The 23,718-nt window shown below is 47.7% G+C and carries 26 protein-coding genes; 13 read left to right on the plus strand and 13 right to left on the minus strand.

The features are described from left to right. Positions 1-272: 272 nt before the first annotated feature. Together CHK_RS07020 and CHK_RS07025 are read left to right on the plus strand one after the other, a co-directional pair. The gene (locus tag CHK_RS07020) at positions 273-1,436 is read left to right on the plus strand and encodes a uroporphyrinogen decarboxylase family protein (RefSeq protein ID WP_046443316.1); all 1,164 of its coding nucleotides are present in this window, start codon (positions 273-275) and stop codon (positions 1,434-1,436) included. A 336-nt stretch (positions 1,437-1,772) separates the two neighbouring features. Further along, on the plus strand, positions 1,773-2,543 hold the full coding sequence (locus CHK_RS07025) for a DeoR/GlpR family DNA-binding transcription regulator (RefSeq protein ID WP_052740438.1): 771 nt from the start codon (positions 1,773-1,775) through the stop codon (positions 2,541-2,543). A 91-nt stretch (positions 2,544-2,634) separates the two neighbouring features. Here CHK_RS07025 and CHK_RS16600 read toward each other — a convergent pair whose 3' ends face one another. The 3 genes from CHK_RS16600 to CHK_RS07035 form a co-directional block, all read right to left on the minus strand. After that, on the minus strand, positions 2,635-2,790 hold the full coding sequence (locus CHK_RS16600) for a hypothetical protein (protein ID WP_160295610.1): 156 nt from the start codon (positions 2,788-2,790) through the stop codon (positions 2,635-2,637). 49 nt (positions 2,791-2,839) lie between these two features. Then, complete coding sequence (locus CHK_RS07030) at positions 2,840-3,457, minus strand: hypothetical protein (RefSeq protein ID WP_131924719.1); 618 nt, start codon at positions 3,455-3,457, stop codon at positions 2,840-2,842. Positions 3,458-3,562: 105 nt separating this feature from the next. Beyond that, entirely contained in the window at positions 3,563-3,844 is a 282-nt protein-coding gene (locus CHK_RS07035; RefSeq protein WP_131924716.1) for a hypothetical protein, read from the minus strand. Positions 3,845-4,188: 344 nt separating this feature from the next. Here CHK_RS07035 and CHK_RS07040 point away from each other — a divergent pair, with 344 nt between their 5' ends. The 4 genes from CHK_RS07040 to CHK_RS07055 all read left to right on the plus strand — a co-directional run bounded on the left by CHK_RS07040 (position 4,189) and on the right by CHK_RS07055 (position 8,264). Then, positions 4,189-4,737: a DUF308 domain-containing protein gene (locus CHK_RS07040; RefSeq protein WP_046443319.1), complete on the plus strand. Its 549-nt coding sequence runs from the start codon at positions 4,189-4,191 to the stop codon at positions 4,735-4,737. Positions 4,738-4,837: 100 nt separating this feature from the next. Further along, positions 4,838-5,461: an SOS response-associated peptidase family protein gene (locus tag CHK_RS07045; protein WP_046443320.1), complete on the plus strand. Its 624-nt coding sequence runs from the start codon at positions 4,838-4,840 to the stop codon at positions 5,459-5,461. 259 nt (positions 5,462-5,720) lie between these two features. After that, a complete protein-coding gene (locus CHK_RS07050) occupies positions 5,721-7,763 on the plus strand; it encodes a hydantoinase/oxoprolinase family protein (protein WP_052740439.1) in 2,043 nt (680 codons plus the stop codon). Between the two features lie 36 nt (positions 7,764-7,799). Then, the gene (locus tag CHK_RS07055) at positions 7,800-8,264 is read left to right on the plus strand and encodes a VOC family protein (RefSeq protein ID WP_046443321.1); all 465 of its coding nucleotides are present in this window, start codon (positions 7,800-7,802) and stop codon (positions 8,262-8,264) included. Between the two features lie 24 nt (positions 8,265-8,288). Here CHK_RS07055 and CHK_RS07060 read toward each other — a convergent pair whose 3' ends face one another. Beyond that, the gene (locus CHK_RS07060) at positions 8,289-8,579 is read right to left on the minus strand and encodes a hypothetical protein (RefSeq protein ID WP_046443322.1); all 291 of its coding nucleotides are present in this window, start codon (positions 8,577-8,579) and stop codon (positions 8,289-8,291) included. Between the two features lie 124 nt (positions 8,580-8,703). Here CHK_RS07060 and CHK_RS07065 point away from each other — a divergent pair, with 124 nt between their 5' ends. After that, positions 8,704-8,943 (plus strand): helix-turn-helix domain-containing protein, encoded by a 240-nt coding sequence (locus CHK_RS07065; RefSeq protein WP_046443323.1) that lies wholly within the window; start codon positions 8,704-8,706, stop codon positions 8,941-8,943. Positions 8,944-9,204: 261 nt separating this feature from the next. Here CHK_RS07065 and CHK_RS07070 read toward each other — a convergent pair whose 3' ends face one another. Then, on the minus strand, positions 9,205-9,405 hold the full coding sequence (locus tag CHK_RS07070; RefSeq protein WP_046443324.1) for a DUF3006 domain-containing protein: 201 nt from the start codon (positions 9,403-9,405) through the stop codon (positions 9,205-9,207). A 50-nt stretch (positions 9,406-9,455) separates the two neighbouring features. Continuing rightward, the gene (locus tag CHK_RS07075; RefSeq protein ID WP_046443325.1) at positions 9,456-10,505 is read right to left on the minus strand and encodes a DUF2776 family protein; all 1,050 of its coding nucleotides are present in this window, start codon (positions 10,503-10,505) and stop codon (positions 9,456-9,458) included. Positions 10,506-10,819: 314 nt separating this feature from the next. Between CHK_RS07075 and CHK_RS07080 the strand changes: the two genes are divergently transcribed. The 4 genes from CHK_RS07080 (at position 10,820) to CHK_RS07095 (ending at position 16,438) form a co-directional block, all read left to right on the plus strand. Beyond that, positions 10,820-11,530 carry an ABC transporter ATP-binding protein gene (locus CHK_RS07080; RefSeq protein ID WP_046443326.1) on the plus strand — a complete coding sequence of 237 codons (711 nt, stop codon included), beginning with the start codon at positions 10,820-10,822 and terminating at the stop codon, positions 11,528-11,530. Continuing rightward, positions 11,523-13,118: a hypothetical protein gene (locus CHK_RS07085; protein ID WP_046443327.1), complete on the plus strand. Its 1,596-nt coding sequence runs from the start codon at positions 11,523-11,525 to the stop codon at positions 13,116-13,118. Before CHK_RS07080 ends, CHK_RS07085 begins: the two co-directional genes overlap by 8 nt. Before the next feature lie 222 nt (positions 13,119-13,340). Continuing rightward, entirely contained in the window at positions 13,341-14,825 is a 1,485-nt protein-coding gene (gene pap / locus CHK_RS07090) for a polyphosphate:AMP phosphotransferase (RefSeq protein ID WP_046443328.1), read from the plus strand. 218 nt (positions 14,826-15,043) lie between these two features. Next, positions 15,044-16,438 carry an APC family permease gene (locus tag CHK_RS07095; protein WP_046443329.1) on the plus strand — a complete coding sequence of 465 codons (1,395 nt, stop codon included), beginning with the start codon at positions 15,044-15,046 and terminating at the stop codon, positions 16,436-16,438. 29 nt (positions 16,439-16,467) lie between these two features. Here CHK_RS07095 and murJ read toward each other — a convergent pair whose 3' ends face one another. The 4 genes from murJ to CHK_RS07115 all read right to left on the minus strand — a co-directional run bounded on the left by murJ (position 16,468) and on the right by CHK_RS07115 (position 19,391). After that, positions 16,468-18,006, minus strand: coding sequence for a murein biosynthesis integral membrane protein MurJ (murJ, locus tag CHK_RS07100; RefSeq protein WP_046443330.1), 1,539 nt, complete (start codon positions 18,004-18,006; stop codon positions 16,468-16,470). 143 nt (positions 18,007-18,149) lie between these two features. Continuing rightward, positions 18,150-18,515 carry a VOC family protein gene (locus CHK_RS07105; protein ID WP_046443331.1) on the minus strand — a complete coding sequence of 122 codons (366 nt, stop codon included), beginning with the start codon at positions 18,513-18,515 and terminating at the stop codon, positions 18,150-18,152. Then, on the minus strand, positions 18,512-19,033 hold the full coding sequence (mscL, locus tag CHK_RS07110; RefSeq protein ID WP_046443332.1) for a large conductance mechanosensitive channel protein MscL: 522 nt from the start codon (positions 19,031-19,033) through the stop codon (positions 18,512-18,514). Before mscL ends, CHK_RS07105 begins: the two co-directional genes overlap by 4 nt. 49 nt (positions 19,034-19,082) lie before the next feature. Beyond that, positions 19,083-19,391, minus strand: coding sequence for an MGMT family protein (locus CHK_RS07115; RefSeq protein ID WP_046443333.1), 309 nt, complete (start codon positions 19,389-19,391; stop codon positions 19,083-19,085). A 112-nt stretch (positions 19,392-19,503) separates the two neighbouring features. Between CHK_RS07115 and CHK_RS07120 the strand changes: the two genes are divergently transcribed. Next, positions 19,504-19,767: a glutaredoxin family protein gene (locus tag CHK_RS07120; protein ID WP_046443334.1), complete on the plus strand. Its 264-nt coding sequence runs from the start codon at positions 19,504-19,506 to the stop codon at positions 19,765-19,767. Positions 19,768-19,938: 171 nt separating this feature from the next. Continuing rightward, positions 19,939-20,754: a methyltransferase domain-containing protein gene (locus CHK_RS07125; protein WP_046443335.1), complete on the plus strand. Its 816-nt coding sequence runs from the start codon at positions 19,939-19,941 to the stop codon at positions 20,752-20,754. A 12-nt stretch (positions 20,755-20,766) separates the two neighbouring features. On the opposite strand, the gene CHK_RS07130 is transcribed toward CHK_RS07125, so the two are convergent. The 3 genes from CHK_RS07130 to srtB form a co-directional block, all read right to left on the minus strand. Further along, entirely contained in the window at positions 20,767-21,783 is a 1,017-nt protein-coding gene (locus CHK_RS07130) for an LCP family protein (RefSeq protein WP_160295611.1), read from the minus strand. A 70-nt stretch (positions 21,784-21,853) separates the two neighbouring features. Next, complete coding sequence (locus CHK_RS07135) at positions 21,854-22,465, minus strand: hypothetical protein (RefSeq protein ID WP_046443337.1); 612 nt, start codon at positions 22,463-22,465, stop codon at positions 21,854-21,856. A gap of 60 nt (positions 22,466-22,525) precedes the next feature. Then, positions 22,526-23,521: a class B sortase gene (gene srtB, locus CHK_RS15665; protein WP_052740440.1), complete on the minus strand. Its 996-nt coding sequence runs from the start codon at positions 23,519-23,521 to the stop codon at positions 22,526-22,528. Positions 23,522-23,718: the final 197 nt, after the last annotated feature.

Here is a 23,718-nt window from a genome sequence, read left to right on the forward strand (position 1 = left end):
ATTTGTTATTTTGTGTTTGTAATTGTTATATTATGTTATACATTGAATTTTGTCAATACCGTTTTTTGATGAATTTTTATAATTTGATTTGATCTATACTTTTTTAAATTTATTTCATGTCATGCAATTTGTTTTAATAACGATGTTTATTGCCTATTTATGCCATTGACTTTTTTCTGCTCTCCATTTATACTCAGATACAAATAGCAACATTTTATAACACATTATGTAACATTTATTCCATTATCCAAACAAAAAGGAGTGTTTGACCTATGACTATGAGCGCAAAGCAAAGATTTTTAACTGCCCTGGAACGTAAAAAACCGGACAGACTGCCTGTCGCCAACCACTTTGTCATGCCGTCCTTCCTGAAAAACCATATGGATGGCATAAGCGTAAACGAATTTTTTGACGTAACGGGAGTAGATCCTATCCTATGGACCATCTCGCATAAGGGAGACGGCACAAAAGGAGAATATTTCGATCCATTGCAAAAGGAGGTCGGTTTTCTGGAATCGCGCAGGATTTCCTCAGATAACTGGCGTATTATCCCGGAAGAAATCCCCGGGCAAAACTACCCCACCACAAAATACAACTTTGTCACACCGGAAAAAACACTCACTATGATACTGCAAAGCAACGAACACACAAGCTGGGTGGTGGAACATCTCGTTAAGGAAAAAAGCGATATCGATATCATCGCGAAGTATGCGACAAAGCCGGTGTGCGATGTGCAGGATATCAACGCGCAGGCCGCGGAGTTCGCAGAGCGCGGACTTGTGCGCGGCTGGATTTGCTGTTTTGATATCTTTGGCCAACCGGGTACATGGCAGGATGCGTGTTGCCTGCACGGTGTGGAAAACATGATTATGGCAGCTTATGATGATCCTGAATGGATACACGCCTTCCTTCAAATCCTCTTTGAACGCAAGGCCCATTACATTCGTTCACTCGAAGGCGCAAACTACGACATCCACGAGCTTGGCGGCGGGGACGCCTCGAGCACAGTCATCAATCCAATGATATTCGATAACTTTGTTGCCCCCTACGACAGCAGGTTGATCTCGTTGCTGCATGAGATGGGGCAGCGCGTCTCTTACCACACCTGTGGCGGCATGATGCCGTTTTTGGAACGAATTGCAGATATGGGCCCGGATGCTATGGAAACCTTTACGCCGCCGGCTATGGGCGGGGATGCGGATCTTGCCGAGGCCAAACGCCGCATCGGCGACAGGGTTTGCATGATCGGCGGCTTCGACCAGTTCCATTATCTCACCGGGTGCACGTCTCAGGAAACGCGCGAAGCGGTACGCGAATGCTTTCGTACGGCTGGGGAAGGCGGAGGGTATATTCTGTGCACCTCAGACAACTATTTTGACGCCGATCCGCAATTAATTGCAGCTTTTGCTGATGAAGCCAAAAAATGTGTCTATTGAAAGAAAGCAAAAGCCGCATTGAAAAAGATTTTCACGATCCGTTTGATTCTGCCTGCGGTTCCTGTTTCAGGCGGTCAGGTAAATTGAACTATTTTTGATCTGCCAATCATTGATCATTTCGTTTCGTTTTTGATGCCAGAATGCTGTATTGGGAAAAGCATACGTCTTGTGTTCATATCTGTTTTCCTTTAAACAGAGAAATATTTTTATATTACATCCATTTTTAAACCGAAAATATTCGAACATATTTTTTCCTTTTCGCACACCTGTACTATTGCTTTTTTAAGCCTGATTTGATACGATAATAAAAATACAAAAGAAACGAAGGTCCTTTCCATGCTGGCTGCAGAACGAAAGCTTCTTATTTTGGAGCTTGTCAACAGGCGTAAATTTGTAAAGGTTGTAGATTTGAGCCGGGAGCTCAAAATCACAGAGGTTACGGTTCGCCGCGATCTTGAAGAACTTGACGAACAAAAAAAGGTGCGGCGCGTACACGGTGGCGCGATTGCCATATCTCCTGTCTCCAAGGTGGACGACCGCACAGAGCTTCTGGTGCGTAATATGGATGAGAAAAGGAAAATCGCACAAAAGGCGTACGAATTTATCGACGATAACGACGCGTTGCTGATGGATTGTTCCACTACGGTTTTAGAGCTTGCGAAGCTGATGGCGCAGGGTGATTTGAAACACGTGTCCGTCATCACAAATTCCTTTGATATCGTTTCCATTCTGGGCGTTAACCCGAAGATTGACGTTTTCCATACGGGCGGCCTTTTGGTTCCGGCTTCTAATTCTTCAGTGGGTACAATCACCGCCGATACGCTCAGCCGGCTGCGTGCGGATAAATGCTTTTTGGGCGCAAACGGTATCAGTTCGCAGTACGGCTACTCCTGCCCCTCTTTTGACGAAGCGGCGGTTAAGGTTGCCATGCTGCATTCCGCAAAGCTGCGGTTCATCCTTGCCGACCGTACCAAATTCGGCGAGACCTATCTGGGAAAATTTGCAGATTTTACGGACTATATCGATTTTTTGATCACAGACGAGGTCCCAGAGGAGCTTGACGGCGAACCATTTCCGGAAGGCGTGAACGTAGTTTGCGCCACATAATTCGATTTTGACAATATCGCAATAAAAAAATCACAAACTCCCTTCGGGGATTGTTTGTGATTTTTTACTCTGTCCGCTGGCTTTTGCACGCCTACTTATTCTTTACCTTGTGTTCTACCTTGGTTGTGCCGGCAGGGCTTTTCTTTGCCGTTGTTTTTTCAACGTGCTTGCTGCCGTCTGCGTATTTTTTGACCTCTTTGTCTACCGTTTTATGCGGCGTTGATTTTGTTGTTTTCTTTGTTTCCATTTTTGTTTCCTCCAGATTTTTTCAATATCCTATGTTTGTTCTTTGCCTGTCAGGATTTTTTACTGACTGTTTTCTTTGTCTCCTTATGGCTGTTTGAACCGGAGCCGCTTTTGGTCGTTTCCTTTTTCACTGTCTTTTGATTTCCGGATGCAGAGCTTTTTGTGGTTTTCTGGCTGCTCTGGCTTTTCGCAGTGCTGCCGGACGAACCTGCGCTCTTAGAGCTGCCTGCAGAGCTGCTTTTGCTCTTCGAACCGCCGCTCGCGGAGCTGCTTGAGGACGAACCGGTTTTGGCGGACGAATTGCTGCTTCCGGATTTCTGGTCTTTATTGCCGCTGTCCGAGCTGGCTGTGCCGTTCATTTCATTAAGCTGCGCTTCAACGTCCTCGAGACGCTTCTCGTTTTCGGCAATTTTATTTGCGATACTGTCCATTTCGTCTGTGTATTCCCTTTTTTCACGGACAAGCTGTCCGAGCTTCTGGTAATACATATCGTTTTCGCCTTTGATTTGCGCCTTCTGCGTATTGAGCCTTGTGTTATCCATCACTTCCTTTGATTTGCTTGCGATGGTTTCCCCAAAGGACATAATACCTTCCTTTGCCTGGTTCAGAACGTCGCCGAGCACCTCGCCCACGCCTTTTCCCGTTGATTTTTGTTGTGTTTGTGCCATTTTTAACATCTCCATTTCTGTTTGGTAGCGCCTGTAATACCCGCCCATCAGCGTTTCTTACAAAATGCAATCCGCATCCATGCGCAACCGATTTTTATTCTTCAGTTACCTGACATTTTGCCGGATATCTTTAGCGGTATCCTTTTCCTGTGCTTTTTGCTCGATGCGCGTATTGTTCTCTATTTTCGCGCTCTCAAGCTGGGTTTTTTTCATTTCAACGTCTCTTTGATTTTCAAGCTTTGTCAGCTTTTTCTCTGTTTTGAGCTCTTCCACCTTTAATTTTGCGTTGATTTTTTCCAGCTTTTCATCTGCTCTTTTCTTCCGTAAGGTCTTCCTGTAATTTTGCAATTTTCTCTTCTCTGGACATTTTGTTACACTTCCTTTCATTTTTCGCACCGTCATGCGGTGCAATGTTATCGTGACAATAATTTAACCCCCCGCATTTTGGATAAACAGATTTGAGAAACATTTTTACATTAAAATCTTTTCGGATCATTTTGTTTTCTGATTTTGGCACTCCCTTGGATCAGACTTTCTACAAATTATATAAAGGCCTTACTATAAGGCCGGTATTTCCCTACAAAAAGCATATTTGCGGTGAACATTAAAATTTTGACAGTCTCGCATTATTTTGTTTAAGTGATTTTTGCGCGTGTATTTATGTTACACAAATTCACAAACAAAGTGTGTGGAGAAAGATTATTGATTTCATTGAAAAGGAGTGTTTTAAAATGACTGGAATGACACAAAAAAGTGAAGGGTCAAAATCGAATAACTTATTTAATTTGATTTTGTTTATCATACTCTTCGTAATCGGCATTGCGCTGCTTGCAAACCCCGTAGGTGGAATGCAGGCAATCGTAATTATTTTGGGCATCGCCCTTATCGCCTATGGCGCTATCAACATTATCATGGACTATTCGCGCCACATCAAAACGGGCAGCGCATATGTATTGCCTGTAGTCCTGCTGATCCTCGGAATCCTGCTGATATTGTTCAACGGGCCGACGGCGGGTGTAATTCTTCCCCTGATCGTAGGTATCTGGGCCATCATCCAAGGTGCAATCAGCCTTTCAAATGCGTTTAAGGCAAAGAATTCCGGCAATGGCTGGCTTGCCAAAATGATTCTCGCGGCGATTATTCTCGCACTTGGTATTATTATCATTGTCAGTATGATCGCAGGCGGAAACGCGATTGGCGCGATCTTCGGAATCCTTTTGATTATCTTCTCGATCGTAGGGCTTGTGCAGTGGATCGCAGAACGTTTTTCATCAAATTGATACTTCCAAGGCACAAATGTGTAACAGTTAACCGAGAGGGCTGTGATAACCAATTCACAGCCTTTTCAATTCACTCGGTTTTGAAAGGAGGGCAGGCTTTATGTGTGAACAATTCAGCCAAAACGGCGCAACACCTGAAATTCGTTCGATCCTGAGCGAAGCCAACAGTAAATACAACGGTTTTCAAATGGATGCGGGCGATAAAAACCCCAACGATATCTCGCCGGTCTTAACGATTAGCAGCAACAATAATATAGAAGCAAAGCCAATGGCCTGGGGTATCCCTGAGATTGAAAACAGAAAATATATATATCAGGTGGAGAGCGATATGGCTCTTCATGAACGCTCCCTCAGGAGATGCCTGCTGCGCTACCCGGTTGCGGTTCCTGTTACCGGATTTTACGAATGGAAAAAGGAGCCCCTGCGGAAAAAGTGGCATAAAACCTATTTCCACGATTCTGCCGACGCTATTTTTTACCTTGCCGGATTTTGCAGGCATTCTGATGAAAACGGCGAGCCGGTTGACCATTATACGCTGTTGCGCTCAAGACCAAACAAATATCTGATGCTGTACCACATCCGTATGCCCCTTCTCCTCAAAAAGGAAGAGGTAAGGGACTGGCTGAATGGAACTAATATTTCCTATTATTTGAATCGGCAGCCCTTCCGGCTAAAGGCCGAGCCAGTCGGTACTTCAAGGCGTGCCCGCATCCCCAAAACGTAAAAAACGGTTTTGGCATAGCCTATATAATATGAAAACGGCACAGGAGATTCCTATGCCGTTTTTTTGTTATTGTTGAAAGCTTTTTCAGCAATATGGCAAGCCAGAAAGGAAAACTCAACCGCCCGCACCGGTCATATTTCCCAACCGCCAAATCCGGCGCCCGCGCATATCCGTGTAGAAACCCTTCATAATTTTACAAGACAAAATCGATTTTTAAATTTATACTATATAAATTATATCCTTATCCCCGGAGGAAAACATGAAACTCGGCATCGGCATCGATACGGGCGGTACCTACACGGACGCTGTCATTTATAATTTTGCAAGCCAGGAAATACTGGCCTGTGCGAAAGCGCTTACCACCAGGGAAGACTTATCTGTTGGTATTGGCGGCGCTCTTGACGGGCTTCCCAAAGAATACCTGCAAAAAGCGCAGCTCGTTTCCCTTTCCACAACGCTTGCCACAAACGCCTGTGTGGAAAATAAGGGAGGCCGCGCCCGGCTGCTGCTCATGGGAATCGAAAAAAAAATCATTGACTGGGTAGGCGCAGATTACGGCCTTTCAGACAATGGAGAGCTTTTCTTTTACGATATCAAAAAGGATGGGAGCGGCAACATAATCGAGCCTGATTTTGACGAGCTGCTGAACGGTACGGCAAATTGGCTGCAGGACGCCGACAGCCTTGGCATTGTCGAGCTGTACGCCATGAAAAACGGCGCGGTTTACGAAAAGAAAGCAAAGCAGGCGTTTTCCCGGCGTTACGATTTCCCACTCATATGCGGCCACGAGCTTTTTTCAGAGCTTAATTCCGTACAGCGCGGAGCAAGTACGCTTCTTAACGCAAAATTGCTTCCCGTTATCCGCGAATTTCTTGCCGCCGTCAAGGCCTCCCTCAAGGAGCGCGGCGTAGACGCGCCCCTTGTGATCGTCAGAAGCGACAGCAGCCTGATGTCTGAGGAATTTTCTATGCTCCGGCCCGTTGAGACCATTTTATGCGGCCCTGCTGCAAGCGTGCTCGGCGGTCTTAAGCTGACTGGCGAAAAGGACAGCGTCATAATCGATATGGGCGGTACCACAACGGATATTTCCCTTGTAAAAAACGGCGAACCCGTCAAAGTGAAGGATGGCGTCAGCATTGGCAAATGGAAAACTTTTGTCAAAGGGATATTTATCGATACCTTCGGCCTCGGGGGAGACAGCGCGATTCGCCTTGTGGACGGGCGGCTGGCCCTCGATACGCGCAGGGTAACGCCCATATGCGTCGCCGCGCAGGCCTGGCCTTCCATAACGCAGGAGCTTAGGCGCCTGATCGCATCCGGCAACAGGCACCTTTCCTTTCCGTTGCATGAATTTTTTTACCTGATAAAAGCCATGCCCGACCGCGGCAATTATTCCGAACGGGAAATTGCACTTTGCGATGTTTTAAAGGACGGCCCCCTTCCGATTGGCAAAGCCGCCGAAGCAATCGGCCTCGACCTGTATACGCTCGACACGCAGCGGCTGGAAAAGGAAGGCGTCCTGATGCGGTGCGGCCTGACGCCCACGGATATCATGCACATCAAGGGCGATTTTAACCGCTATGATACGGCAGCCCCGGCGCTTGCCGCAACATTCCTGATGCGTTCGCTCGGCCTGACGGACGATCAGGAAAGCGATACGAAGGACGCGCTTATGGATTTTTGCGAATCTGTATACGACATGGTCAAAAAGAAAATGTATTGCAATATCGTACGTATTTTATTGCAGGATGAATATGAATCCCTGCGCGCGGATGGAATCGGCCCCCAGCTTGAAGAGCTGATTTCCCAAAGCTGGGAAGCCTCCAAATCACCGCGTGGTTTTACAAGCGCCGACTTTTCTACCAAAGCCGTCTTGGTTGGCATTGGCGCGCCCACGCATATCTTCCTGCCGGACGTAGCAAAGGCGCTCCACACCGTTTGCCGGATTCCGGAATATGCGGGAGTGGCAAACGCAGTCGGCGCGATTGTAGGCAATGTAAACGCAACCGCGGTCATCGAGATCGCCCCCTCCTACGGGCCGGGCGGGATTACCGGCTATACGGTTTTTGGCAGGGATAAAAGCATTGCTGTAAAAGAGCTTGACGAAGCGGTCTGCATTGCACGGGCCGAAGCGCAAAGCGCGGCTGCCGATGAAGCCCGCAGGCGCGGCGTGCAGGGTAATATTGACGTCAAAACAGAAGTTTTCAGTAATGTTGGCGTAATAAAAGGAAACGTGGAGATCGACCTTGGCACCAAAGTAATCGCTACCGCTGCAGGCGATATCGCCGCGCAGCAGGAGTAAATATCTATTATCAATCAAAAAAGAGAGGTACTTGGAATGAAATATGTTGCCCCGTTGCTCGTCATTGACGACATGGAACGCTCCAAACAATTTTACAGCGAGGTGCTCGGCCTGTGCGTCATCTGTGATTTTGGCGCGAACGTCACCCTAACAGGCGGAATGTCTTTGCAGACAAGGGAATCGTGGAAGGATTTTATCCACAAACCGGACGGGCAGATCGTATATCATGGAAACGATGCTGAGTTGTATTTTGAGGAAGCAGATTTTGACGGTTTCGTTGAAAAGCTGCATTCCCTTCCCATCGAATATGTGCACGATGTCCAGGAGCACCCGTGGGGACAGCGCGGCGTGCGGTTTTACGATCCCGACTACCACATCATTGAAGTAGGCGAACCAATGGAAAATGTTTGTGCACGCTTTCAAAACCAGGGGCTTTCCCCGGAAGAAATCGCCGTGCGGATGGATATCCCCCTCGAAATGGTCAAAGAATTGCTGGCATAAAAAAAGAAGCGGAATATGCGGCGCCTACATAAGATAATATGAGTATTTGAAACGGTATAGCGGTTTTCCGCTATGCCGTTTCTTCGTTTTTGGCGAGTGTGGTCGGTGGCAATATCCCGTATATGTCCCCTCACTACTAACACAATCCGAAGCATCCAAAAAGGAACCTTTTCCAGAAATTTTATAGCGATCTATTTCAATATCTATCATCAACTCATCAGCCGTCAATTCTTCGTTGTATTGTATGAAATATACCAGCTGCTCCACGCCCTCTATATTTTGCTCTAAACTTTCCAATACTTTTTTATTTGACATTAGTATGTATCTCCTCGTAACTAATTTATAATTGCAATGTATTAATTGCAATTATAAATCTTTTTTCTGATATTGTAAAGAAAAGAATGCAATGTATTTATAGCAACAATCGGGAGATATAATCATGTCACAAAAACTTAGACAAGATATTTCAATAGGTTCAACAATCCAAAGACTTCGTAACGCATCAGGGCTTACACAAGAGCAGGTCGTCGCTCAACTGGAAATTATGGGTTGTAGTATGTCAAGAAGCGCTTATTCACAAATTGAATTAGGTACATACAACATACGCATTAGCGAGTTGATAGCGTTACATCAAATTTTTGGTGTTGATTATGCTGATTTCTTTTCTGATTTGCCTTAAAAATAAGTATCAGTCGAATAATCTTTAAGGTGGTTTAAATCATGATAATGTTGAATCCTGTACAAGAAATTGCATATGAAATGATCCAAAGCGTACTTTTTAAGAGGTAAGGTGTTTGTACCTGAATCCCCAAAATGGGGGTTAAAATGTCGATGCAAAAAGGCCAATGGGCAAATTTTGCCCATTGGCCTTTTTGCGTTAATCCTGTTTGGCAGCTATTATTTACTATCTTTTTGGGGAGTTGCCATATCCGCTTCTTTTTTATTTATGAAACAGTTTCTTTACGCGCTTCTGGATTCGCTCTCCCCGCGCGCGCGTCTCTTCCTGATCGATCGTCACCTTGATGACGTCGCCTTCCTGCACACAGTCGGGCAGCGCTTCGCATGGAACAGACACCATTTTTTTATTTTCCAGCTCCACAACGGCATATGCCCCCTCAAACCTGTCGATAATATAGTTCATGAACGCGCCTCCGTTCCCTTTTTTTCTTTATTGTACCACAAGCGGCAAGGTCATGTCTCCAGCTTTGCGGTTCCGCTCTCCAAAATGGACACGATTGCAAACAGGGTAAAGCAAACCGCCCCAAGGCCCACCATGATATGCGCCGGTACAAAAAAATTCGGATTTGCATAGGATGCTTCAAACAAAAACGCTGCAATAAAAAGGCAGCAAAGCGCTGTCATAACAGGAATGAGCGGAATCCGTTTGCCCAGTGGCGCCTTTCTCCTCCATACCGAGGCAAGCAGCAAAACCTTACTCGATACGCTGTAGCATATGAGTCCCAGACCTACCAGTACAAACCCTGGCGCGACCGCCGCAGCCGAATATGGATTCATCAACAATATGCCCCAGACAAGGCACACCGTTCCCATGCACGCCACAAAAACAGACCATTTCCAGCGTTCTTTCCCTGTGAACAGGTTCTGTATCTGCCGCAACACCGTGCCCACAAGCGCAATCAGGCTCGCGCAGATCAGCCCCAGACCAATCATAACGTGCCCCGCTACAAAGCCCGGCGTAGTTCCCAGCGACAGCAAATAAACGCCGCGTATGAGTGCAATCGCGGCGCAGATCACGGGGATGCTGAAATAAACGTAATAAGTCGTTTTGGAATAGCCGTCCCTCGCCACCTCACCATCCTTCAGGTTCGCCGAGTTAAGCGGTATTCTGGAAAATTTTCCTGACGATATGGCCACAGTCGCCACGCAGCATGCAATCAGCCCAACGCCAAACACAACGTTGCCTGAAACCACGTCCGCAGATACCGATTCATGGGAAAACAACATAATACCACATACTACGGCTGCAATTCCCGCAGCATAGCCAAGTATGGGCAGCAAAATCCTGTCCGCTTTCGTGTAATGGCTGATAATCTGGCGGATGATGGTCGCCGCCGTTGCGTAAAGTGCGATACAAATAGCCGTCAATGAAATGATTACGTTTCCCGCAATGATAAATCCATCCCCAACCGCCATCTGCCGGACATAAATCCCAAAGGCAAGGCATATTGCGCCCATCATAAGTGGAATCGCCCTGAAAAACACACTTATCTTTAAATTCATAGTTTTTCTGATCTCCTTCCTTTTTGTACAGCGTATTAACTTATGGCGTCGCATGGCTGCGCCGCGTTCTCTGCATAGCAGCTTCTAACAAATACTTGCTGCGCAACTATTTGGCAAACTGCAATAATCATAAACACACCACTTTCCTGTAACATTAAAATGGATTAAAAAGCCAATTCTTAATATTTTATAAAAATCACATGAAAATCATTGACAGTCATATGACCACGTATTATAATGAAGATGTTTTCAGGGGGAAGCTTCCTTAAAAAAACGGCAATTATGAGTTCTGTTCTGGTTGAAAGGAGCAAAAAGTGTTAACGATTAAGAATTTTACCAAAACCTACAAAGGCGGAAAAAAAGCGGTGGACAACCTTTCGCTTAGCGTTGAAGACGGCGACATCTACGGATTCATCGGTCACAACGGCGCAGGAAAGACAACCACCATCAAAGCTGTAGTCGGCATCATGGACTTTGATGAAGGACAAATCGAAATCGACGGGATGTCCATCCGCGAGCGTCCTGTGGATTGCAAACGAATCACCGCCTATATTCCGGATAACCCGGATCTTTATGAGAACCTGACAGGAATCCAGTATCTTAATTTTATCGGCGACGTCTTTGTGATTCCAAAGGGCGAACGCGAGGAGCTGATTTCACACTACGCCGACCTGTTTGAAATTACACAGAACCTTGGAGACCTGATTTCATCCTATTCGCATGGTATGAAGCAGAAGCTTGCCATCATAGGCGCGCTCATCCACAAACCAAAGCTTATGGTGCTCGACGAACCGTTTGTCGGCCTCGATCCCAAGGCGGCGCATACGGTTAAGCAGCTGATGCACGAGCTGTGCGACAACGGCGGAGCGATCTTTTTCTCCACTCACGTGCTGGAGGTTGCCGAGAAGCTTTGCAACAAAATCGCCATCATCAAAAACGGCAAGCTGATGCGCGCGGGAGAAATTGAGGACGTCAAGGGCGACGAAAGTCTGGAAGACGTATTTATGGAGTTAATCGATGAATAATCTTGGTACATTAATCAAAATACATATCAAAACCTCGTTTGGTTTTAACAAAGCAAAATTTTCCACCGACAAAAAGGCTGCGGGCAGGTCAACCGGCATGAGCGTGCTTCTTATCATCTGCTATATACTGATTTTGTTTGCAGTGTTTGCAATGGCGCTTGGAATGACCTACAGCCTGCAGGCAATCGGCGCGGAATATATTATGCTTAACATTATGATGATGGCGGCGTCGCTTGTGACGTTGTTCACGTCGATCTATAAGGTGAACGGTACGCTGTTTGGCTTTAAGGACTACGATATGCTGATGTCCCTGCCCATTAAAACCAGCACGATCATCAGCAGCCGCATTTTGATCCTTTATGGCATGAACATCCTGTTTGTGCTGATGCTGATGGTACCGGCGGCAATCGCCTATGCAATCGTGGTTTCCCCACCCGCAATTTTTTATCTGCTTTATGTTGTCACGCTGATTGCAATTCCCATGCTGCCGATTATCCTGGCTACAATCATCGGCTCGCTGATTGCAATGGCCGCCTCCCGTTTCAAGCGTAAAAACGGCTTTAACGTCATATTTACGATCATTTTCTTTATGGCGTTTATGGTCGTATGGCTTGGATTCTGGACCAATTCGGACAGTATCCTGATCAATTTCGCAAACCTTGGCGGGACGATTAACGATGTGCTTGTGAAGGTGTATCCTATGACGGCGCTGTATTCGCAGGCTCTGAGTGGCAACGGCCTTTCCCTGCTGCTGTTCCTGCTGATTTCCCTGGGTGCGTTCGCTGCCTTTGTTGCGGTGATCGCCAAATCTTTTGGGAAAATCAATACCGCACTCACAACCAACCGCGCTGCGGGTGGTTACAAAATGACAGAGCTGAAGCAGACTACGCCCAAGCGCGCGCTGTACAAGCGGGAAATGAAGCGTTACCTTTCTTCGTCGCAATATGTGCTGAATACGGCGGTAGGGTTACTCCTGCTTACAGTGGTATCTGTAGTGCTCGTGGTTGCGGGTGTGGACGGGCTTGGCGTATACGCGGATATTCCGGGTTTTGCCAGACTGCTTTCCACAGCCGGGCCAATCGCGCTTTCATTCTTTATCGTCATTTCCTGCACCACTTCCTCCTCCGTTTCGCTGGAGGGAAAGACGCTGTGGCTCGTGCGCTCGCTGCCGGTGGACACACGCGACGTGCTCAAGGCAAAGATTAATGTTGCGCTCACACTGTATTATCCGGCGGTTATCATCAATGCGACACTGTTTAGTATCGCCTTGAAGCCCGATATTACCGGCGTGATCCTGATGTACCTGCTGCCGCTTGCATACGGGTATTTTATCGCGCTGTTCGGCTTATATTGTAACCTGCACAACGTGAACCTTGACTGGACCAACGAGGTATCCGTCATCAAAAACAGCAAAGCCACGCTGGTTGTGATGCTGGTAGGTTTCCTGATCACGATTTTACCCGCAATACTCGCAGTCCTTTTTGGCGGGCTTGTCCTGTTCATCATGCTTGCGCTCATGGTCATCCTGAGCCTCCTTATTTACAGGTCCCTGATGACAAAGGGAGTAAAGCTGTTCGAAAGCTATTAATCAAACCTCTACAGCAATAACGGAACACGGCGGAATTACGACTTTCCACGCCGTGTTCTTTGTTTTATTTGATATTTCTGCAAAACCGGATTATGATAGAACTGCCTGAAAGCATTTCAACTTTTGCATTCCCAAAGATTCCGTTATGGGCAGTTATCTGCATACGCGCGCAGATCGTTTGGGCAAGCCCTGTCTTAATAAAGAAAGAAACGAGGCCTTATCATGTTAAAGGAACTTGATTTAACCCGGAAGCTGTCAAAGGAAGAATACGCCCCCATTGCAGAAGCATTGGGGCCGCGGCTTACGATGCTGCAACAAAGGATTATACAGGCAAAAATCCCTGTAATCATCCTTTTTGAAGGCCCTTCCGCCGCCGGAAAAGGCGCTATGGTAAATTCCCTGATCCTGCATTTTGACGCGCGTGGCTTTACGGTGTTCAATACACAGGATCCTGAACCAGGCGACCTGCGCGTGCCGTGGCTTGCACGCTTTGCAAAACAAATGCCCGCCTATGGCCGCATGGCGATTTATGACCGCAGCTGGTATGGCGGATGGTTCCGCCGTTTCGGCAGGAAAACCGGCAAGGGAAAATATACCCGCTATTTTGAGGAAATCAATACGTTTGAGCGCCAGCTCACGGACGACGGTTACCTGATTTTGAAATATTTCCTGTATATCGACAAAAAAGAACAGAAAAAACGCTTTGAAAAATTAAAACGTGTCAAAAGCACATCGTGGCGCGTAAACAAAGCAGATTTTAAAAACCTGAAATTTCATAAGGAGCTCATGGAAATTTCTGACCAAATGCTCGAGGCCACAAATACTTCCTACGCTCCCTGGCGGCCTGTTGCCGCGACGGACAAACGGTATGTTCGTGCCACTGTTTTTTCTTCGATTGCGGACGAGCTGGAATCCGCCTTAAAAATCAGGGAGGAAAAACCGGCACAGGAAACGGACTTTGCTCCGCAGGTCAAACCATGCTTTCATCTCCTGCCGCACAAAACCATCGAAGAGCTTGACCTGACCAAAGCCATTGCGGAGGAAGAATACAAGGAACGGCTCAAAAGTCTGCAGAAAAAACTCTTCAAGCTGCAAAACAAGCTATATCTTGCAAAAATACCCGTTATCATAGCTTACGAGGGAAATGACGCCGCCGGTAAGGGCGGCAATATCAGGCGGGTTGCTTCCGCGCTTGACGCACGCGGTTATTCGGTTACTCCCATTGCCGCTCCCACGCCGGACGAGCTTTCCCATCAGTATTTGTGGCGGTTCTGGAAGGCGTTGCCGCGCACAGGCCATTTTGGTATTTTTGACCGCACATGGTATGGGAGGGTGCTTGTGGAACGCGTAGAGGGTTTCACGCCTGTTTCACGTATCAACCAGGCATATAACGAGATCAACGAATTTGAATATATGCTGCACCGCTGGGGTGCTGTCATCTTCAAATTCTGGCTGGCAATCGACCAGGACGAACAGCTCCGGCGTTTTGAAGAGCGTGAAAATACCCCTGAAAAGCAGTGGAAGATCACGCAGGAGGACTGGCGCAACCGCGACAAGTGGAATCTTTATACCGCAGCGGTAAACGATATGTTCCGCTATACCAATACGGATTTTGCACCATGGACTGCAATCGAAGCGGGCGATAAGCGCTATGCGCGTATCAAAACGCTTGAAACAATGATTACGGCAATCGAGAAACGGTTATAAATGAAAGCATAAAAGGTGAAACCGGCGGGTTCTGCGGGATTAATCCTTGCAGTACCCGCTTTTTTCCTTTTGATATGGAATATTTTTACGCTGTATGTAACAATCATTCACATTGCGGAAACAGCTTCCCATTCCTCCTGTGCGCATTATCATTTTACAGGGAACGTGTTACCATAAGGTATATTTCATATCCGATTTCATTTGTAAAGGATAACGCTATGGCAAAGAAAAAACTTCGACTGTTTGATGCCATTTTAGCTGCCGTGTGCGTCGTGCTGACGATAGACGCGGTCGCGCCCGCCGCGGCGATTGGAAATTCACAGTATTTCTGGTGGATTCTGCTGTTGCTCGGTTTTTTTATTCCTTACGGCCTTGTCAACGCAGAGCTTGGAACAGCCTATGAGGATGAGGGCGGACTATGCGACTGGGTAAAACGCGCGTTTGGTATACGCACCGGTTCACGCGCGGCGTTTTATTACTGGATCAATTTTCCAATCTGGATCACATCTACGCTCGTAATGTTTACGCAGGTTTTTACCGCGACGACGGGAATACCAATTCCTCCCCTTACCGCGCTTTTTGTGCAGCTCGGCATTGTGTGGCTGGTGGTGCTGCTTTCCAACTTCCACATCAGCGAAAGCAAGTGGCTCGTAAACATCGGCGCGCTTTTGAAGGCAGGCCTTATCCTTGTGCTGGGCGGCTTGGGCGTTTATGCAGCCCTGACACGCGGAGTCGCCAATCCCGCTACCTCGTTTACGGATTTCCTCCCAAACGCAGCGGGTCTTTCCTTTATCTCAATCATTATTTTCAACTTTATCGGCTTTGAGGTGGTTACCACCTATGCGGGCGATATGCAGAACCCCAAAAAGGAGCTGCCCCGTGCCATCATCGGCGGCGGTATCCTCATCACAGCGTTTTACCTCTTTGCATCCTTTGGCATCGGCGTAGCGATCCCAACGGCTGAGCTTTCCAAAGCGAGCGGCTTTATCGACAGCCTGCGCATCCTTGCCGGTTCCCAGGGAGGGCTTCTCGTACTGATCTGTGGGTTGTTGTTCCTGTTTACGCTCGTAACAAATATGCTGACGTGGTCGCTGGGAGTCAACTATGTGACGCAGCACGCCGCACAGTATGGCACGCTGCCCAAATTCCTTGCCTCCAAAAGCAAGAAGGAAGGCATGCCCTTGGGCGCCAACCTGACAAACGGCGTCGTGATCTCCATACTCCTTACGGTAGCCGCCGTTATGGAGCTTTCAGGCAGCGGAACGGATGTGTTCTGGATGTTCTTCGCGCTCAACGTAGATTTGCTGTTGGCGTGTTACCTGTTTTTATTTCCCTCATTCTGGAGGCTGCGAAAAATCGATCCGGACAGGGAACGGCCTTATCGCGTCAAAGGCGGTAAGGTGCGGATTTTCCTCGTTGCAGCCATCCCGTTTTTCCTGCTTTGCATGACGCTCTTCTTTACCTTCATAAACGAAACGCCGGAAGGCGGCCAAACGCTCAACGTTCCGCTGGTTGTGGGCGTGGCAAGCGCTGTTGCGGTCGGCGAGATCGTCGCATGGCACAGCGTACAGAAGAAGAGGAAGGCTGAGCAGCTTGCGGCCGAAAAAGGATAACAAAAAAGCAGGAGATGTTCCTGCTTTTTTTATGTTTTTTTCCGTCTCAACCTGTTTTTCGCCCCGCGCATCAGCTTTCCCGCCATTTCAATTTTCAAAAGATACGCGACGATGGCAAACACTGCGATCCCTGAAAGGCCGCTCGACAGCAGCCGCGCGGCATTATGTCCGAAATCCGTTCCTTCGATCGGCAAAAACTGGTGCAGCAGGATCGTCACTACAGCGCAGGCCCCTGCCGCGATCAATATTTTGATAAACTGTACGCTGCTTCGTTTCAGGTGCATATTGCCGATCCGCTTACGCAATACAATGATCATGATGATCGCGCCGGCAAAGCTCGCTACCGAGGTTGCAAGCGTAAGACCCTTCGCTCCCAAAACATCCTTAAGCAGCATATCCAGCACAATATTGAGCGTCACGGAAAAAATGCCGATGAACATCGGGATTTTGTTGAGCTGCAGCGCATAAAATACGCGCGTAAGGAAATTACGCATTCCAAAGGCAAAGATTCCCAAAATGTAAAACGCAAAAATCGGCGCGGTAAAAAGCGTGTTTTCCAGAGTAAATTTGCCCCGCTGGTAAAACATGCCGATGATGTCCTGGCTGTTTACAAACGCAACTACGATAATCGGCAACGTAATCAGCGCGACAATCTCCAGAGACTGCCGTACCGTGCTTTTCAGCTTATCGTGCTGCTTTAACGCCGCATATTGGGAAAGCTGCGAAAACATAATCGTCGTAATCGGCACAACGAGGATGCCAAGCACCGCTTGCACAAGCGTATAGCTGTTGCCAAGCGCCGTCACAACGCTCGTGCCCATTGCTGTGCCAAAAAACTTATCCGCCATATTATTGATCTCGTCAAACGCCATGCTGATCACAGCAGGAACAGCCAGCAAAAAGGTGCGCTTGATCTCCGGGTTTCGCACATCCATAACGCGTTCATAGCGGTAATTTTTTCGAAGATACGGGATCAGGATCAAAATTTGCAGTGCGGCGGAAATCGCCGTTGCCACCGCCACCGCTTCAATCGAGCCAAACGCCATGCACGCAAAGATCATGCAAAAGCTCAGAGAAAAATTGGTAAGCTGTTCGGGGATGAATATTTTGCGCGCGTTGAGCACATTGGTCAGCACGCCGGAAACCGCCCAAAACACAAGCGCGGGAAACATCATCTGCGTCAGCTTTATGGTGAGGTCGAGGCCCTCGGGGTTTTGCCAGATCAGGCCACATATGGCAGGCGTAACAAAAAAGCCGATCACGCTTACCACGATTGCGCAAATAATGTACAGGTTCAATATGCTGCTTGCGTAACGGTTCGCGCTTTCCTCCCCGCGGTTCAAACGATTTTTGGTGTAAATCGGGATAAAGGTGGAACCAATGCCTGTTGAAAACAGGATCATCAGTATGGTAATCAGTGAATATGCAAAGGAATAGGCGTCGTTCTGGATGGTTTGCCCAAAGGTAGCGCTGCGTACGATCTCGCGGGCAAAACCAGCGGTTTTGCTCAATATGATAATGAGCGTAAGCATCATTGTTGTTTTCAGCGTTTTGCTCTCTCTTGCCATTGCGCGTCCGCCTGTCGTTCATCATTCGTGTTCAGTTTGCATTAGAGTTTATTATAACGCTTTTTTTGCCGAATGCAATTTAATTTTTTGTGAACAAAAACAACGGAAGCATAACGTCATGCTTCCGTTGCCTTATTTTCCGCTTATTCAGGCAATATTTCCAGCCAGTAACCGTCCGGATCTTCGATAAAGTAAATCCCCATCTCTTCATTTACAAAGCAAACGCAGCCCATTTCCTGATGCTTTTTGAAAGCGCCTTCATAGTCCTCTGTGGTAAACGCAAGATGAAACTCGTTATCGCCAAGGTTGTACGGCCCGTCCCAGTCCCGCAGCCATGTAAGCTCGAGCTGGTGCTCCGCGTTTTCGTTCGCCAGGTACACAATATTGTATTCGTTATGATCGCCTGTCTTACGGCGTACCTCGTATAAATCCAGGGCCTTTGCGTAAAAATCAAGCGATTTTTCAAGATCTCGAACATTAAAATTATTGTGAACCATTTTGAACTTCATTCTGTGCTGCCCTCCGTAAGCTTACGACCAAAGGATTTCTTTTTCTGGACGGTTTCCTCCATCTCTTCCACGCACGGATCCTCCGGCAAAACCGAGGTGCAATGCGGGCAGCGCGTGGCGTCGTCCGCTATCTCCGTCCTGCAGTACGGGCACAGGCGCGCGGGCTTTGCTTCTTCCACCGGTTCCGGTTTTTTCAGATGAATGCTGTTGATGCCCTTGATCACAAGGAAAATCACAAGCGCGATCAACAGGAAGTTGATCACTGCATTGATAAAGGAGCCAATCATGATTGTGGCCCCGCCAGCCCCTGCCGATGTGAGGGGAATCTTCCATTCTGAAAAATCGATGCCTCCTGTTAAAAGCCCGATCACAGGGTTCACGATATCGTTCACCAATGAATTTACGATCGATGTGAACGCCGCGCCGATAATTACACCAACCGCGAGGTCGATCACGCTTCCGCGGGATATGAACTCTTTAAACTCCTGAAAAAAACCTTTTTTCTTTTTTTCCGCCATTCTTTTTCACCCTTTCCAAATCATTTCGTGACAAAATCTATTATACCTGTCATTTACCGTTCCAGCAATATTTTTTGATATCCACATATCCCTCTTCATCGACCTTCACGCCTTCGGCTTCCAGCAGCTTTCGCTGCGCGTCCGTTCCGCCGAACGCAAATGCCGGCGCAAGCCGTCCTTCCCTGTTCACGATCCGGTGGCAGGGTATTACTCCCGGCATAGGATTTACATGCAGCGCATAGCCAACTGCGCGCGACGCGCGCGGACTGCCCGCCATACGGGCGATCTGCCCATAAGACGCAACGCGCCCCTCCGGTACGCGCCTTACAATTTCATAAACTTTTTGATAGAAGCTCAATCACAATCACTCCAGTTTTTTTCATTATACAATAAATCTTATTGTTTCGCAAAGAAGATTACAGGTTATAATACATACAAGACAAACAGCTACATTGAAAGGATTTGACAAAATGGCAAAACAAGTAAAAATGATGATGCTGGACACCTGCCCGCATTGCAAAAGGGCGCTTGAACTCATAGACGAACTGGAACAGGAGCATCCGGAATATAAGCAGGTTCAAATCGAAAAAATAGAAGAGAACCGCGAAGCCGACAAAACAAAAGGTTACGATTACTGGTATGTTCCCACTTTTTTCGTGGATGGCGTCAAAGTCCACGAGGGCGTGCCCACCAAGGAAAAAATCAACGAAGTATTTGTCCATGCCCTGAAATAGCTTTTTCTCCCCCCATATAAATGGTTTACATAAAGGAACCCGGAGTGCTTGCAGCTCCGGGTTCTTTTATGTGCCTTTTCAACCGGCTGTGGAATCTGCCCGGTATTTCCTCTCTCCGGTTATTGCCGCGCCCATAAAATCATGGTATAACAAAACAAAAGGAGTTTTGATATGAATAATTTCGCTCACAATGTTGCTCGGCTCAGGAAAAAGCTTGGCCTCACGCAGGAGGCGCTTGCCGGTAAACTGCATCTATCCTTTCAGGCAGTTTCCAAATGGGAAAACGCGCAGTCAAGCCCTGACATCAGTCTGCTGCCGGATCTTGCCTGCGCCCTTGAAACGGATATCGATTCATTGCTTGGCTACCTGCCCAAAAAGAAACAGATCACCGCATACGAGCAGCGCTACCGCACAAAGGAATATTACTGGGGCGTCGAACCTCAGGCCATGTGCTATGACATACTCAGATTGCGTCCGCCCACAAAACCGCTGCACCTGCTTGACGTAGGCTGCGGCGAGGGAAAGGACGCCGTCTTTTTTGCCAAAAACGGTTATATTGTTTCCGCGTTTGACGCTTCTTCCCACGGCATCGAAAAGGCAAACCTGCTCGCGCAGAAGCACAATGTTGACGTTAATTTTTTTACTGCCGACCTGCGCGAATTCCGGCTTGGCCACACCTTCGATATTATTTATTCCAGCGGCGTATTGCACTATCTCCCGCCAGACATTCGCAACGACGTTTTACGCGATTACCAGACGCACACCCCCAAGAACGGCATCCACGCCCTCAATGTTTTTGTGGACAAACCGTTTATGCCCCTGCCGCCGGATGAAGAGCTTTCCGAGCTCACATGGAAATCCGGCGAATTATTTACCTGTTATGCAAATTGGTGCTTTCACACATGCGATGAGCGTATATTTGACTGCGAAAGCAGCGGAACGCCTCACAGGCACTGTATGGATGTGCTGATTGCGGAAAAACCATGACAGGTGCCCGGTCTAGCCCGCAGGAACAAAATAGATTTCTTTGACCAGCTGCCCGAGGCTTTCCTGATCCACTACATATCCTTCCTTTGTCTGCTGTCCGTCCAGATTGATGATTTTCATCTGGTCCTGTCCCGCACTAAGAATAGAAGATGCGGTGAACATCAGCTCTTTTGCCGACATATCGGTTCCCATGTATTGCTTCATTTCACTTAAAAAAGTAAACAGGAAAAACGGATTGCTTTTTGCCTTATCCTTTGCAATCCGGATAAACGCATCCACAAACTGCATCTGGCGGGGTACGCGGTTGATATTTTCCCCGCTCATTCCCGGCAGCTGCCTTGAACGCACATACCATTCGGCGGTGTTTTCATCGAGCGTAAAAAGCTCGCCTTTTTTCATGTCCGGATCCACCATAGTAAAATCATCCAGCATCTCTACCTGTACGCCTCCCATAAGCCCGGCCGCAGCATTGATGCCGTCAATATCCATGGAAATATACCTGCTGACAGGAACCCCGCCAAGCAGATTGCTGACGGACGCTTCCATCAGCTGCCCGCTCTTAATGCCGCCATCGCCATAGGAATGCGCGACGCATAACGGTTTTTCAAGCGTTGTGGCATAACGCCCGTTCCGGTCAAAACACATCACGTCCGTTAGCGTATCGCGCGGAATACTGATCAGGGTAATCTCCGAGGTTTTTGTATTAATCGCCGCGGCGAAAACAGTGTCGGCCTGATAGCCGTTATCTGTTATATTATTGATCCCCCGTTGGTTTGTTTTATCAATTCCAAGCAGCAGAACCGTAACAATATCGCTGTTATACGTATACTTCTGTTCATCAATCGAAAGATTTCCGTTCGTTCCAGCTTCTTCGATACGGTATGGATTCTGGTCCAGAAACATATCTTTGGGGTTGTAATTTGTATACCTGTACAGGGTGATAGCGCCGGCAAGGAGCACAAGCGCCAGCACGATACCGATTACCGCCAGCACAAACCATATTTTTTTGGATCCTGATAATTGCTTCATCATTATAAATTACCACATTTTATGAAAAAAGGACAGGCTGAATGCCCATCCTTTTTCATAAATAAAATCATTACTTACCGGCTTTTACAGCTTTTCTTCCTGCAATACAGGTTACTGCTGCACAAGCAAGCGCTACCACGATCCATGCCATCGTGCTGTTGTCATTGCCCGTCTTCGGCGATGTTGTCGTCGTTGACGTTGTTGTCGTGTCCGGCTCTGTCGTCGCTGCCGCATTCGCACCGCCTGCATTAATCATGTATGCAAATGGCGATGTTGAACTCGTTGTGAATTCAAAATAGCCGTCATACGCAGTAGCAGGAATCTGCTCAACCGAGCCGCCGACAAGGTGAAGAACCATAACCTTATCCGCAGCCGTCACATCCGCATCATAGATACGGAAGGAAGCGCTGCCGGTATAGGCCGATCCATCCCCATTGGTCAGCATGATGTCGCCGATTTCATAGACCATACCGCCCCAGACGTCGGCATCAAAATTATCCGCCGCATACGAGAGGAACGAATCCCACTGCGCATCTGTCAGGTCGTTTACGTTGCCGCTTACGTCCTCCGGAACGCCGCTCATCTCAATCCAGCTTGCAACCGGACTTTCTTCAGCGAAAGCAACGCTTCCCAATGAAATGCAGAGCACCACTGCAAGTACGATACATAGTACTTTTTTCATTTTTCTTTTTCTCCTTTCCCGCATATTTATATATTGCCCGTTTAACGGAAATATATACGTCTATCCAAGCTTCAAAACAGCTTCTACAATCAGCCGCTTTTCAGGCTCATTCTGAATGCAGGTCGAGAGAGTGATTATTTTGCTGTCCGTATTCGGCGTTTCGCCGTCAACAACAATCGCGTCTTCTTCGTCCGCGCTTAAAATGCCATCCAGATACTCCTGGAATACTTCTTTTTTTGTGAAATCATTTTCATATAAAATATTTCCGTCGCCAACTGTCCTTACCGCAAATATATCATACAGGTACATCCCGTCCGGAACATATATTTTGACAACGCCATTCTCTTTGAGGAATGCCTCGTCTTCATACTGGTGAAGGCCTGCAAACATCGTTCCGCTTTTCATGTTATGCCCATAAATCACGGTGTTTGGATCGGAAAAATCGGTGTTGTTACCCATATCGGTGAAGATCGCGCCTTCCTTGCTTTCCTTTTTGAAGGCGTCGTGGTCGAGGTAGTACTCGTTGTCGTCCGTCTTCACGATTGGATAATCGATTTGCGTACCGGGGATGGAAATCCACGCAATAATATCTTCGTTTGTCGCCTGCAAATCCGCAAAATCAATATCCCTGTCGCTTGGGCGTTTTCCGTCCTTGTCTACCGTCTCGCTGTCCGCCGTTTCCACGGCCCTTACCTTCGTTTTTGAGGTATCAGTCGATACGATATGCTGATAGGCGTCAATGCTTTCCTGCTGCGCGAGCTGAGCGCTCACAACCTGCACGATCGCAATCACTGCAATAACAGCGGCAGCAATGGCAATCAGTATCCACGCCAGCTTCTTTTTGTCCGGCTTTTTATCGTCTGGTGTTCCCTTTGCATCGTCCGGAAGCCGGGGCTCTTCTTCCCCGGCCGGCGCTTCGCCTGTTTCCTGCACTACGCCGCTTGTGTCCTGCCCGTCTTCTTCTGAGCCGTTCACGGCGTTGCTTTGTTCCGGCATACTTTGCGCTGCGCCGTCCTGTGTTTCTTCACGGATCTCTTTTTCTTTCTCTTCCGCCATACCCAATGGAGCTCCTGTCTGCATATAATTGTTCTGAAACCGCCTGAGGTGCCCTCGCCTGAGATGTCTTATTTCAATTTTGGAGAGTCCGGCTACGCTGCAAAAAACAACTGGTTGCGTTGCCCGCCAAACCGATAATGTAAAGAATTTCGTTCGCCTGTTTCCCAAGGGATAGCCGTAGGGAGCAGGCTTGATTT

Origin of the sequence: Christensenella hongkongensis, assembly GCF_000981035.1 — a bacterium.
GTDB lineage: Bacteria > Bacillota > Clostridia > Christensenellales > Christensenellaceae > Christensenella > Christensenella hongkongensis.